Raw genomic sequence first — 13,271 nt, 5'->3', positions numbered from 1 at the left:
ACCTTGAAAGAAATTAAGAAAACGGTAGTGCGAGATGAGTTTCAGTCCCCTTGCGGGGATTATTGGTTTAGAAACGTTAGTCGCATCATTGCTATCGCTTCATTTCTGAGTTCCTTGTTTCAGTCCCCTTGCGGGGATTATTGGTTTAGAAACCCCCGATACACAATTGTCTCTCCAGAATAGGGTGAACGAATTTGTTTCAGTCCCCTTGCGGGGATTATTGGTTTAGAAACTAGAGGGATTATGAAAATGAAGTACAAAGTAATAGGTTTCAGTCCCCTTGCGGGGATTATTGGTTTAGAAACTGTTAATATAATTATAAACTTATTTAAGAAAATCATGAAAAGTTTCAGTCCCCTTGCGGGGATTATTGGTTTAGAAACATAGGGGTAAATATTACCCCTAAAACAAGTGATGTGTTTCAGTCCCCTTGCGGGGATTATTGGTTTAGAAACCAGCATCAAATTTTTGCATATAAAGCAGTGGGAATTGCTCCAGTTTCAGTCCCCTTGCGGGGATTATTGGTTTAGAAACATGGAACAGTTTTATAAGTAGTATGGAGCAATTCCGTTTCAGTCCCCTTGCGGGGATTATTGGTTTAGAAACGATTGCAGGATTTAATGTTCGAGGGAATTGACTATGCATCGTTTCAGTCCCCTTGCGGGGATTATTGGTTTAGAAACCAGAAATTCCAGAATTATTGACTGATGAGCAAATAGCGTTTCAGTCCCCTTGCGGGGATTATTGGTTTAGAAACCAACACAGAGCTGTGGTTAAAGCTTGATATAGAGAAAGAGCTGTTTCAGTCCCCTTGCGGGGATTATTGGTTTAGAAACCAAGAAAATTAAAAGTTGCAGAGTGTGATAAAATATATAAGTTTCAGTCCCCTTGCGGGGATTATTGGTTTAGAAACGTGGTAAGGCATATCGTGATGCTGAAGGAAATCTAAGTTTCAGTCCCCTTGCGGGGATTATTGGTTTAGAAACCTGTAGTGTCCTTGATTCCACTGACAGCAGTCTTTGGTTGTTTCAGTCCCCTTGCGGGGATTATTGGTTTAGAAACCAGCGTAATTTGAAAATTAGTCAAGTCAGAGAATTATGGTTTCAGTCCCCTTGCGGGGATTATTGGTTTAGAAACCCTTGAGAATGAAGTAAGTCACAAATTATACTCGCTTGTTTCAGTCCCCTTGCGGGGATTATTGGTTTAGAAACTTTTAGGATTAGCAGAATTGCTAGGATCCTTGCTAGTTTCAGTCCCCTTGCGGGGATTATTGGTTTAGAAACTGATGATTCTCATGATGTCTAGCGGGGACGTATCGGTTTCAGTCCCCTTGCGGGGATTATTGGTTTAGAAACAATATATATGTCAGCAATGAGCAAAAAATTTTCCGTGTTTCAGTCCCCTTGCGGGGATTATTGGTTTAGAAACTCTATAGAGAATGTAATCTGTGGACGCGGCTAGGGTTGTGTTTCAGTCCCCTTGCGGGGATTATTGGTTTAGAAACCTTGACAGGATCAGTGGAGGAGAACTATCCTTTGATTGCGTGTTTCAGTCCCCTTGCGGGGATTATTGGTTTAGAAACTCAACCATGACGGATAGGGAATACCACGACAAAAAGTTTGTTTCAGTCCCCTTGCGGGGATTATTGGTTTAGAAACGCTAATTAACGAAGTGGTTGAAAGTCTTGAGGCTGGTTTCAGTCCCCTTGCGGGGATTATTGGTTTAGAAACTATGTACCAACAGAAGAGGACCTGAAAGAAGCTAGTTTCAGTCCCCTTGCGGGGATTATTGGTTTAGAAACAAATAGGCGGCTATGTCGCCGTAGAAGAGGAAGATGGTTTCAGTCCCCTTGCGGGGATTATTGGTTTAGAAACAATTTTTATTAGTGGTGATGCTGTTACTGGTGTTGGGTTTCAGTCCCCTTGCGGGGATTATTGGTTTAGAAACACAACTATCTCAGAACCTAGGAGTAAATATTTAATGTGTTTCAGTCCCCTTGCGGGGATTATTGGTTTAGAAACTTATGGTCAGCTTTCTACCCACCCTTGGGTGGTTAAGGCAACGTTTCAGTCCCCTTGCGGGGATTATTGGTTTAGAAACTTTGATTTAGATGACACGATGAGATATGAACTAACAATGTTTCAGTCCCCTTGCGGGGATTATTGGTTTAGAAACATCCAACCCAATTTTAAAATAGATGGGAAAAGATTGTTTCAGTCCCCTTGCGGGGATTATTGGTTTAGAAACAGGAGTTCATCGCCATCAACACGAGAACTGGTGAACTTAGTTTCAGTCCCCTTGCGGGGATTATTGGTTTAGAAACCTTGGCGAGTTGTCAGATTCCTGTTCAATTCCGGTACGCCCGTGTTTCAGTCCCCTTGCGGGGATTATTGGTTTAGAAACCCCGACCTCTGAAACATAGTCTGGGAGCAGACTGTAGGGGGGAATTTGGCGGACCTCTCAAAAAACCTCATTTCAGGCTTTAGAGTAAGTTCCAACTGAAACTAAAAAAACGCTAAAACTATTCAATTATCAAGGTTCTGGAGATTTGGCGGACCCCCCAGGGTTTTTGACCTCGCTCCAGGTCCGCCAAAAAATTAAGCTGATGTAGTAATTATATAATGATCACTTGTTCTTGTCTAGGGGTTTCGGAACCATAAGTGATAGTTTTTTTCACACTACCAGCATCTAGTACATAAATCCTAATAGAATCTTCATCAGCTTTAATCAACTTCTCCATTTTAGTCTGTAACTGAGCAAATTGTACAGTAGTTAAAAAACATTCAAACACACTATATTGAGTCCATTTTCCGTAGCCGCTCAACATTTTATGTAAACGAGTTCGTCTTTTATTGGCGGGTTTACTATCTGGTAAGTCGTAAATTATGAGATAAAACTGTGTTGTCATCTTAAGATTATCTTAGAATTAAAGGTTTGTAAGGAACTCCTTCTTGTAAGTGCCGACTTAGTAACCTAGCTTGTAACTCTATAGCACGTCTGTAAGTACAACGATAATCAAACACAGGGTGTTTAAATTCATCATTCATTTTTTTGTTGAAAACTTCCAAAAAGGTTTTTTTGGCATTATCTTTCAGTCTATAAGCACCCAAACTTTCATTAAAATCATTTGGTTTAATTTCTTGCTTATTTAAAATAGACAACACTAAACTGTCAGCTATCAAAGCTCGAAATTCCTCCATTAAATCTAAAACCATTGCTGGTTGACCATGATGAACCTCATGTAAATAACCAATATAAGGATCTAATCCAGCCACATTAACAGCTGCCATGACTTGACATTGCAATAAAGCATAGGCGAAACTTAAAAGTGAATTGACAGGGGCGATCGCTGTTTCGGTTTTTCCTGAACCTGTGGGTGCGCGGAGGAGGATATCTTGACGGTGGAGGAGTTTGGTAATAACTTCTCGTTGAAAGTTGCGTGGCTGAAAAGTGGTCAAGGCTTTGAAGTGTGCATCTATCATCAAGTTTGGTAAGTTCTGGCTAAATTAAACGCTTGATAAGTCAACGCTGCTAACATCACTTGTTGATTTAGTTGTTGATCTGTAAATGCTGTATTTTGTTGTAATTGTGAAATTAATAATGTCGGTACTAATGCAGTAACAGAAAAGAATTTAAACCCTAGTTTAGACATTCTTACCTCTCTTCAATATGGTTATTCAATATGGTGTTTAACATCAACTACAAAACTTCCCATCACTCCAGATAGTTGTGTTTTCTGTCTGAATGTACAATAAAATGCACAATATTTGATATCATTTGATCATAGTTATGATACTCAAACAATAGACATTTGGTGAAAAAGAGTGTAGAGACGTTCCATGAAACGTCTCTACACAGGTTAATTAAAAGTTTCAGATGCCTAATATATAATCGAACATCCTCCTCTCTGAAGCTCCGCGCCTCTGCGTGAAATCAAACCATATTTCAATCATACTTATCTTAACCAAACCTAATTTATCTAATCATGCTTAAATTTATCCGTTCAGATTTGTCTCAATTTGATGCTTACAAACCTCATCCTGGTAGTGATACAGCAGCACCAGTTAATATTCAGTTTGATAGATTAGATACTAATGAAAGTCCTTTAGACTTACCAACAGAAATTAAGGAAAAATTAGCTGGGTATTATCAGCAAACTATAGAAACTAATCGTTACCCCGATGGTAGTCATGAAAATCTGAAAAATGCGATCGCTGAATATGTTAACGAATCCGCGAATCTTCCCACCTCTACCTTCACATCTCTAAACATATCCGTTGGTAATGGTTCAGATGAATTAATTAGATCGCTGTTAATTGCCACTTGCTTAAAAGGAGAAGGTTCTATATTAGTAGCTAAACCTACCTTCTCTATGTATGCGATTTTAGCCCAAACATTAGGCATTCCTGTAGTTACAGTTAATAGAAACGAGCAAAATTTTGAAATAAACCTAGAAGCAGCCCAAGCAGCCATTACTAATACACAAAATCCTCCTATTCGTACCGTTTTTGTAGTTCATCCCAACTCACCTACTGCTAACTGCTTAACTAAAGCAGAAATAAACTGGCTCAAAAGTTTATCACCAGAAACATTAGTAGTTATAGATGAAGCCTACTTTGAATTTAGTCAAACAACTTTAGTATCTGAAATATTGCAATATCCTAACTGGGTAGTATTACGGACATTTTCCAAAGCCTTTCGGTTAGCAGCCATGCGCGTAGGTTATTGTATTGGCCACCCCCAAGCGATCGCTATTTTAGAAAAAGTTCGTCTACCCTATAACCTGCCAAGTTTTTCCATCATGGCTGCCTTAACGTCTCTAGAAAACCGCGCTCAACTACTAGACACAATTCCCGAAACCCTAGCAGAAAGAACAAAATTAATCACGTCATTATCAGCACATTCATCCCTAGAAATTACCCCTAGTTCTACCAACTTTGTTTATTTGCGGCTGCAACCTCAACATTCCTCCGCATTACCAGAACTACATCAACAACTCAAAAATCAAGGTACACTGGTCAGACTACTTCCCCAAGCCCTACGTATTACCCTTGGTACACCGGCAGAAAATGCCCATACCCTGGCAAGAATAGAAACTGCATTAACACAAATAGGAATTAAGTGATCCATCTTAATTATCGCCTTCAAGGCCAAGGTTTCCCTATCCTCTGCTTACATGGCCATCCCGGTTCCGCATCTAGCATGGCCATCTTCACAGATCATTTATCTGAAAAATATCAAACCATCGCTCCAGATTTGCGCGGATACGGCAAAAGTCGCTTTTTTGGTGATTTTGCCATGACAGACCATTTAAGCGACCTAGAAACCCTATTAAACCGCTTAGAAATTGATAAATTTATGCTCCTGGGATGGTCGCTAGGAGGCATTTTATCTTTAGAACTCGCCCTGAAACTACCACAACGAGTCACAGGATTAATTTTAGTCGCCAGTGCCGCCCGACCCCAAGGAAATCATCCCCCCATTTCCTGGACAGATAACCTGTATACAGGAATAGCAGGTGTATTGAATTATATTAAACCTAGTTGGCAATGGAATATAGAAACATTTGGCAAGCGATCGCTGTTTCGTTACCTCATCCAACAGCATACGAACATCGCATATCAATATATAGCCAAAGCAGCAGTATCAGCATATTTACAAACATCAGCTAGTGCAACAAAATCTCTTTACAACGCCATCCGGGAAGGTTATAATCGTTTACCGGACTTGCATAAAATTGAATGTCCTACTTTAATACTTGCAGGAGAACAAGACCGTCATATTACAGCCCAATCCAGCTTAGAAACAGCCCAAAATCTGAAAAACTGTCAGTGGCAATGTTACCCCAACACAGCCCATCTTTTCCCCTGGGAAATACCCCACCAAATATTAAAAGATATTGATAAATGGCTACAGAATAAATGTAGCGTGTATTAACGTGGCACAAGATACCAATTACCAATACTAAGAGACATTCGCTCCCAGGACAAGCCCAGGAACGACCCCAGCCTGATGAAAATAGTTAAAATTAAACTTGACCGCTAAAGACTGGCTTTACTTTACGGTCAATCCATTCCCCCAAATCTTCGGCAATAGTTAAAACAGTTGGTTTGCAACGTTTAATGTTAACCGTAATGCGTTGCGCTCCCTCCATTTCTAAATCTTCTATATAGCCTTTACTAGCTATACTTGCTTCCTTTGAACTAACAAATGGACCGAAGTAATAAGTACAATTAGGATTTTGTGTAACTACTTCTACCCACCAAGCTAGTCCTAAACTGTTAAAGGTATTAACTAAACCCTCTTGGAAATTATGCCAAAAATTGTTCATGGTTTCCGCCAATTTATAAAAGAGTGGGTGTGAAAATATGTTGAATTTATCATCTTTACATTTGCTTATTTGGCTATCAGCAGTTACGAGATCCAGGAGTCAGTATAGGCGAACGGCCGTTCGCCCATACAGCAGTCAGAATAAATAATTTTCTCCCTGCACCCTGCACCCCCGACTCCGCACTTCACCAATAAATCATTTGATTATTGACTTGAATTTTACATCCTAACTACCTTTGATCATCACTAGTTATGTCATCAAAGCTTGAACATAATTCAAACTCAAGCACAATAAACATCATCAACAATAGAGACAAAAATAAACACAGTAGTGATCACAATCGATCACAAGATTTATATTTGATCTCAGGATCAGATATTTACATCATAACTAGTACCTGACAGTAGATATCAGGTTAACAGAGACACACAAGAAACATCAAAGATACTTAAAAATAATACTTTTAGCACTTTTTCCAGTTCCCAGTTCCCTATTAATTTTTTCTCCTGACTCCTAACTAACTACTATTTTTTACCAGAAAATGTTTGTAGTTTATCAAGATATAACGTATTTAGTGACTTTTGACGATAAATTTCATAAAGAGCCATCCCCGTAGCAACGGAAGCATTTAAGCTAGGAGTCTTACCCAATAATGGAATAGATACCAAAACATCACAAGAACGCTGTGTCAGCATACTTAAACCTTCACCTTCACCACCTACTACTAAAACCACCGGACCACGAAAGTTCACATTCTGTAACTGCTCACTACCACCAGCAGCAGTTCCATAAATCCAGAAACCCTCTTCTTTTAACTGTTCTAAAGCTCGGCTTAAATTCACCACCCTAGCCACAGGGAAATTCTCTAAAGCTCCAGCAGATACTTTTACCACTGTAGAAGTAATGCCCACCGCCCTTCTTTGGGGAATTACTAAACCTTGCGCTCCAACAGCCTCTGCCGTTCTAATAATAGCACCTAGATTATGGGGATCAGTAATGCCATCGGCCACCACAATCACCGGATCATTGATAGATTTACACTTAGCCAGTAAATCATCTAACTCAGTATAAGCGTAAGGACAAATTTGAGCAGCTATACCTTGATGATTTGCACCGCCAGTAAGCTGATCCAAGCGTTTGGGTTCAACCTCATCAATTACTGTACCATTATCCTTAGCTTGCAAAATCAAATTATGAAATCTAGGATCATAACGCAAACGGGAAGTAATCCACAGGCGATTAAGATTACGTTGATTTTCTAAAGCAGTTAACACTGGATGACGACCATAAATTAAATCGGTATCTTCTGTCACTGTGACTGCTGGCAAAGTTGGTACAAAGTGACGAGGATAACGACGATTATCAGGTAAAGATTTTTCTGTACTAACTTCTGAATCTGAATAATGGGAAGAACGAGGTTTCAAAGAAACAGACTTTCCTGTAGTAACTTCAGAAGATGAATGACGGGATGGACGATGTTTAAAACTAGCAGATTTATCCGTATTTACATCAGCCAAGGAGTGTCCATCATGACGACGAGAACGATGTTTAAAACCAGCAGATTTATCCGTATTTACATCAGCTAAGGAGTGTCCATCATGACGACGTGGATACTTAGAAGCAGATTTGCTCGTATTTACATCAGCCAAGGAGTGTCCATCATGACGAGAGGGGCGCGGTTTACTAACTAAAGACTGACCATCAGTTTTGCCTTGTTTACGAATAGGATGAGGTATAACACGCTTACCTTTGATTTTTACAGGCTGTGCACCTTTAGCATCATGGGCAGAATTGATTTTTTTAGCTTGAGTTTTCATAATCACTAATTAGGTTTTTTGTTAGGTTTTTTTGCGATACAAATTGACAGGCCGACGACATTAATTTAATGAACAATAATGAAGAATCTTCACAGAGATTCCTACCTCCAGCAGTAGCTGATGGCTATTGCTCCAGATGGACTTGTTGTAAAAGTTCTATTAAACGTTCGTTATCGGTCAGGTATAAATAACCAACTAAGGTTTCTAAACTAGTTGCTTGTTGATAAATTTCAGGATTAAGTCGTTTAGGACGATTACTGACAGAGTTACGACCTCTGCGGACTATTTCTAATTCATTACTCCTCAAGTAAGGAGTTAACATTCGCAAATGTAGCGCTTGTGTTTCTGCTCTTACCTGATCCACTACTAGACGATGGTAATTTTCCAGTCGTTTCTGTGGCCACAGATAGAACATTCTAACATATAGTTCATAAATTGCGTCACCCACATAAGCTAAAGCAGAGGGAGAAATTTGTTGAACTTGTGAGAGGGATAGTTTTTGTGGTAATAGTCTCCGATTCAGCAAACATAACTCAAATAAATCATCTGATGAATCTTGGGCAGGGTCATCATCTTCATTTTGGTTTGCTTCTGTTGGTAACTGCACAAATACATCCTTCCTAACAAATCACTACATGAGGAGATAATCTTTACAATAGCTGTAAACTCTGCCCGCAATTGGGTAAACAAGGATTATATCATGAATTAAGTCAATAAACAAAAAAAATTTCCATAGTGAAAATACCTTTTCCGCATAAATTAGCAGATTGGTGCGGAGTGCGGGAGTTGGGAGTGCAGGGAGAAAATTCTTTATTCTGACTCCTTGAACTCCTGACTAGTAAAAATTAAGCTATCCAGACATAACATCGGATAGCTAATTTTTCCTATACAGTTCTTAGGAAGCTTTAATGTTTTCTAAGGCAGCATCAACTGTGACTTGTAGAGAAAGAAATTTTTCCAAGCGTACAAGCTTGACCGTTTGAGTGACGCGGGCATTTGTGACGATTTGTAAAGTACCTCCAGCAGTTTGAGCTTGTTTGGCTAACTGAACTAATGCACCTAATCCAGAACTATCTACAAAGTCAATCTGTGAGAGATCAAGAATAATGTGTGCTGGTCCTTCTTCAAGTTTAGCACCTAAAACTTTACGAAATGTCGGCTCAGAAAATGCGTCTAATAAACCTGTAAGGCGGAATAGCTGACAGTGATCCCGAACTTCTCTATTACCTCTCAGGCTAACGGTGAGATTTAGTGGTTCAGCAATAATTCCCTCCTCATGTTTTTACTTAAAGTAAACATTCTAGTATAGATGATTTTTGGGTGTTTTGTCTAGTGGTAGAAGTCAGCCATCAGTTATCAGCTTATGGCTAACGCTGCGTGCAGGGTACAGCCGTCAGGATCAGGAATTTTCTCCCTGCTGCGGACACTCTGTAACCTGTATTTATAAACAATTGTCAATTGTCAATTGTCAATTTTTAATTACTTGCTTTTACTTTTTGCATTTCTAATACAAATTGCTCAAATAAGTAATCTGCATCATGGGGACCTGGACTCGCTTCTGGGTGATACTGCACAGAAAATATAGGTAAAGTTTTATGACGAACTCCCGCTACAGTCTGATCATTCAGGTTGAAATGACTAATTTCCACTGTTTCCACTGGGAGGGAGTTGGGATCAATCGCAAAACTATGGTTTTGACTAGTAATTTCCACTCGTGTTTGCAGTCCCGCAGGTTGATTTAATCCCCGATGTCCAAATTTTAGTTTAAATGTTTCTGCTCCTAACGCATGACCTAAAATTTGATGTCCCATACAAATCCCAAATATAGGTTTTTCACTTTGTAATAGGGCTTTGGCGGTGGTAATACCTTCTGTGACGGCGGCGGGGTCTCCCGGCCCGTTAGAGAGGAATATACCATCTGGATTGTATTTGAGAATTTCTTCTGCAGTTGTATCTGCACGAACAACTATCACTCGACAACCATAACTGGCTAATCTTCTTAATATATTCCGTTTGACTCCAAAATCTAGGGCTACAACGGTGTAGGTTTCTTTGTTTGTATTGGAGATCGCTTCAAGGTTAAATTCCCAAGGTTCAATGGTACTTTCTGTCCATTCATAGGTGATATCTGTGGTGACTTCTTTAACTAGGTTTAAACCTGTCATGGAAGGAGCAGCTTGTACCATTTCTAGGAGTTCGGTTTCATCGAGAATTGTGGTAGATATGCCTCCATTCATTGCCCCTACTGTCCTAATTTTGCGCGTGAGGGCGCGGGTATCAAGGCCATATATAGCGGGGATGTGATGCTGGTTTAGGTAGTCTGGCAGGGATTGTGTGGAGCGCCAATTGCTGGGTTTATGGCAGATGTTACGAGCGATCGCTCCTTTAACATAAGGTTTAGATGATTCTTCATCTTCTGGGTTAATTCCTGTATTCCCCAATTCTGGATAGGTAAAAATTACGATTTGTCCACAATAACTAGGATCGGTTAACACTTCTTGATATCCAGTCATGCCAGTATTAAAAACTACTTCACCAATGGTTGTACCAATTGCACCAAAGGAAAAACCGCGATAAGTAGTACCATCAGCAAGAACAAGTAAAGCAGGTATTGTTTCAGACATAAATTTAACAGAATAGGTGATAGGTAGAACGGGGCAATGATTTTAAGCAGCAATTTTATATTTTTTTAGACTGCACTACAGTATATTACTAAAATCTAAATCCAGGTAATTGACTAATAGTTACTAAAAATTAGTAATTTTATGGACAAATCTCTTCAAACTACTTACTGACTGCTACAACATCCAGGATTTTAGATTTGTGATTTATTCTCAATCTACAATCTAAAATCCTCCGTTGATTTAGCGATTTGCTGCTGCTGCTTCTCGTGCTGCTGCTGCTTGATCTGGGTGAATATTTAACCGTGTTAAATTAATTCTACCTTTATTATCAATTTCTCTGACTTTGATAATCACTTCTTCACCAACTGCTACCTCATCCTCTACTTTACCAACTCGATAGTCAGCAAGTTGAGAAATGTGAATCATTCCTTCCTTACCCGGTAAAAATTCTACAAAAGCACCAATTGGTATAATCCGTGTCACGCGACCTACATAAACATCACCTTCATGTAGTTTGCGAGTCATACCTTGAACTATGCTCCGCGCACGTTTAGCACGGTTTTCATCCATTGCGGAGATAGTTACAGTACCATCGTCTTCAATGTCAATTTTTGCACCAGTTTCTTCGGTAATACCCTTAATAGTTTTTCCACCAGGTCCTATGACTAAACCAATCATATCAGGATCAATTTTGATGGTTAATAAGCGTGGTGCAAAGGGTGATGTTTCCAGGTTATGGGTAGGAATAACTTCCATCATTTTCCCTAGAATGTGTAATCTTGCTTCTTTAGCTTGATTCACAGCCTGAGCAATCACATCTAAGGATAATCCAGAGATTTTCATATCCATTTGCAATGCTGTGATACCGCTATCTGTTCCAGCAACTTTAAAATCCATGTCGCCTAAGAAATCTTCAATTCCTTGAATATCCGTTAAAACGCGAACTTCATCACCTTCTTTAATTAAACCCATAGCTGCGCCACTTACAGGTTTAATCAGGGGTACACCTGCATCCAGTAAGGATAGAGTTGAACCACAAACTGAACCCATAGAGGTTGAACCATTGGAAGAAAGAACTTCAGAAACTACGCGAATAACGTAGGGAAATTGTTCTTTAGGGGGTAAAACGGGTAATAAAGCGCGTTCTGCTAAAGCACCATGACCCACTTCTCTTCTACCTGGGGCGCGTAATGGTTTTGTTTCACCCACAGAGAAGGGTGGAAAATTATAGTGATGTAGGTAGCGTTTAGCTTGGTCTAATTGCAAATCATCACTAAGATTTTGGGCATCACCAGGAGTTCCCAAAGTGCAACAACTTAATACTTGAGTCAGTCCCCGATTAAATAAACCGCTACCATGTACCCGTCTTGGTAATAATCCAACTTGACAGGATACAGGACGCACTTGATCTAATTTACGACCGTCAACTCGCACATTATCCTCAATGATTTGACGACGCATGAAGTATTTAGTAATATCTTTAAAAGTATTACTAAGGGCTTTGCTGTCGGCATTAGCCGCGATGCGAACGGGGTCTTCTTCTGGTAAAGCCTCAATTTGGGCTTTAATACCATCTTTAACGCTGTCTAAGGCAGAATCTCGCTCAGTTTTGGTAAATTCAAATTTCGCTAAGATGTTTTTAATTTCTTCACTAGCGCGATCGCGGATATAGTTTTCTAATGTTTGGTCTACCTCTGGTGCATCCGTAGACACCATAGTTAAACCCAACTCAGATACTAACTCTTGCTGGGCGGCAATCAAGTCTCTAACAGCCTCATAACCAAAATCAATGGCCTCGATGATATCGCGTTCTGGCAATTGATTTGCTCCCGCTTCCACCATGATCACCCCATCAGGTGAACCAGCGACAACTAAATCCAAATCTCCCGCTTCAATTTCCGCATAAGTAGGATTAATGATAAAATCATCACCAACTAACCCCACTCTTACTGCCGCCATTGGTCCATAAAATGGAATTTGGGCGATAATAGTAGCAATGGAAGCACCCGTAACTGCTAATACATCCGGTGGGACTTGCTCATCCATAGACATAGTTAATGCTACGATTTGCAAATCGTCCCGTAACCATGAAGGGAATAAAGGACGCAAGGGGCGGTCAATAAGACGACTGATTAAAATTGCCTTTTCTGGTGGCCGACCTTCGCGGCGCATAATTCCCCCAGGAATCCTCCCAGCAGCGTACAATCTTTCCTCATAGTCCACAGTCAGGGGTAAAAAATCAATGCCTTCTCTGGCCTCTGATCTTGTGGCTGTTACTAAAACAGCCGTATCCCCTGATTGTATCAAAACAGACCCTCCCGCTTGGGGGGCTAATAAGCCCACCTTTAGTCTAATATCCCGTCCATCAAAGGATATTGACTTTTCAAATTCTGCCATTGAGTTTTTTTTCCTTCTATGCTCGCTATTCTCTCTCTGTGGCAATCCTAACATTTAACCTCTATGGACTGCTGCTCCTAAAACTAAAGATACACCAAAATG

11 protein-coding genes and 1 CRISPR repeat array (1 of these 12 running past the window's edge) are annotated in these 13,271 nt (G+C 39.9%); of the genes, 2 read left to right on the top strand and 9 right to left on the bottom strand.

Annotated elements, in window-relative coordinates; translation table 11 throughout:
- Window positions 1–2,403: direct repeats of the CRISPR family, unit length 37 nt; unit sequence GTTTCAGTCCCCTTGCGGGGATTATTGGTTTAGAAAC; it reaches 573 nt to the left of the window's first position.
- A 211-nt stretch (window positions 2,404–2,614) separates the two neighbouring features.
- The 3 genes from cas2 to H6F32_RS04155 are packed head-to-tail and all read right to left on the bottom strand — an operon-like array spanning window position 2,615 to window position 3,652.
- Entirely contained in the window at window positions 2,615–2,908 is a 294-nt protein-coding gene (gene cas2, locus H6F32_RS04165; protein WP_190368075.1) for a CRISPR-associated endonuclease Cas2, read from the bottom strand.
- 7 nt (window positions 2,909–2,915) lie between these two features.
- A complete protein-coding gene (cas1, locus tag H6F32_RS04160; RefSeq protein WP_190368074.1) occupies window positions 2,916–3,482 on the bottom strand; it encodes a CRISPR-associated endonuclease Cas1 in 567 nt (188 codons plus the stop codon).
- Window positions 3,482–3,652: a hypothetical protein gene (locus H6F32_RS04155; protein WP_190368073.1), complete on the bottom strand. Its 171-nt coding sequence runs from the start codon at window positions 3,650–3,652 to the stop codon at window positions 3,482–3,484. The genes cas1 and H6F32_RS04155 overlap by 1 nt, the downstream gene beginning before the upstream one ends.
- 333 nt (window positions 3,653–3,985) lie before the next feature.
- Between H6F32_RS04155 and H6F32_RS04150 the strand changes: the two genes are divergently transcribed.
- Window positions 3,986–5,125 carry a histidinol-phosphate transaminase gene (locus H6F32_RS04150; RefSeq protein WP_190368072.1) on the top strand — a complete coding sequence of 380 codons (1,140 nt, stop codon included), beginning with the start codon at window positions 3,986–3,988 and terminating at the stop codon, window positions 5,123–5,125.
- Complete coding sequence (locus H6F32_RS04145; protein ID WP_313926356.1) at window positions 5,122–5,937, top strand: alpha/beta hydrolase; 816 nt, start codon at window positions 5,122–5,124, stop codon at window positions 5,935–5,937. Before H6F32_RS04150 ends, H6F32_RS04145 begins: the two co-directional genes overlap by 4 nt.
- Window positions 5,938–6,028: 91 nt before the next feature.
- Here H6F32_RS04145 and H6F32_RS04140 read toward each other — a convergent pair whose 3' ends face one another.
- From H6F32_RS04140 to H6F32_RS04115, 6 genes are all read right to left on the bottom strand, one after another.
- Window positions 6,029–6,331, bottom strand: a complete 303-nt coding sequence (locus tag H6F32_RS04140) for a DUF1816 domain-containing protein (RefSeq protein WP_190368071.1) — start codon at window positions 6,329–6,331, stop codon at window positions 6,029–6,031.
- 524 nt (window positions 6,332–6,855) lie between these two features.
- Window positions 6,856–7,755, bottom strand: a complete 900-nt coding sequence (rlmB, locus tag H6F32_RS04135) for a 23S rRNA (guanosine(2251)-2'-O)-methyltransferase RlmB (protein ID WP_190368119.1) — start codon at window positions 7,753–7,755, stop codon at window positions 6,856–6,858.
- Window positions 7,756–8,272: 517 nt separating this feature from the next.
- Window positions 8,273–8,755, bottom strand: coding sequence for a ribonuclease III domain-containing protein (locus H6F32_RS04130; protein ID WP_190368070.1), 483 nt, complete (start codon window positions 8,753–8,755; stop codon window positions 8,273–8,275).
- Window positions 8,756–9,043: 288 nt separating this feature from the next.
- Window positions 9,044–9,415 (bottom strand): STAS domain-containing protein, encoded by a 372-nt coding sequence (locus H6F32_RS04125; protein WP_190368118.1) that lies wholly within the window; start codon window positions 9,413–9,415, stop codon window positions 9,044–9,046.
- Window positions 9,416–9,623: 208 nt separating this feature from the next.
- Window positions 9,624–10,772: a glutamine-hydrolyzing carbamoyl-phosphate synthase small subunit gene (gene carA / locus H6F32_RS04120; protein WP_190368069.1), complete on the bottom strand. Its 1,149-nt coding sequence runs from the start codon at window positions 10,770–10,772 to the stop codon at window positions 9,624–9,626.
- A gap of 240 nt (window positions 10,773–11,012) precedes the next feature.
- Window positions 11,013–13,169 carry a polyribonucleotide nucleotidyltransferase gene (locus H6F32_RS04115; protein WP_190368068.1) on the bottom strand — a complete coding sequence of 719 codons (2,157 nt, stop codon included), beginning with the start codon at window positions 13,167–13,169 and terminating at the stop codon, window positions 11,013–11,015.
- Window positions 13,170–13,271: the final 102 nt, after the last annotated feature.

It is taken from the genome of Anabaena sp. FACHB-1237 (assembly GCF_014696225.1).
GTDB lineage: Bacteria > Cyanobacteriota > Cyanobacteriia > Cyanobacteriales > Nostocaceae > FACHB-1237.
The sequence above is the reverse complement of the archived record's forward strand: the minus strand, read 5'-3'. Positions and strand labels throughout refer to the sequence as shown.

What these genes read in the sequence shown, in the direction of transcription:
- cas2 (WP_190368075.1), bottom strand. Translation starts at nt 2,908, where the DNA reads ATGACAACACAGTTTTATCTCATAATTTACGACTTACCAGATAGTAAA.
- cas1 (WP_190368074.1), bottom strand. Translation starts at nt 3,482, where the DNA reads ATGATAGATGCACACTTCAAAGCCTTGACCACTTTTCAGCCACGCAAC.
- H6F32_RS04155 (WP_190368073.1), bottom strand. Translation starts at nt 3,652, where the DNA reads ATGTCTAAACTAGGGTTTAAATTCTTTTCTGTTACTGCATTAGTACCG.
- H6F32_RS04150 (WP_190368072.1), top strand. Translation starts at nt 3,986, where the DNA reads ATGCTTAAATTTATCCGTTCAGATTTGTCTCAATTTGATGCTTACAAA.
- H6F32_RS04140 (WP_190368071.1), bottom strand. Translation starts at nt 6,331, where the DNA reads ATGAACAATTTTTGGCATAATTTCCAAGAGGGTTTAGTTAATACCTTT.
- carA (WP_190368069.1), bottom strand. Translation starts at nt 10,772, where the DNA reads ATGTCTGAAACAATACCTGCTTTACTTGTTCTTGCTGATGGTACTACT.
- H6F32_RS04115 (WP_190368068.1), bottom strand. Translation starts at nt 13,169, where the DNA reads ATGGCAGAATTTGAAAAGTCAATATCCTTTGATGGACGGGATATTAGA.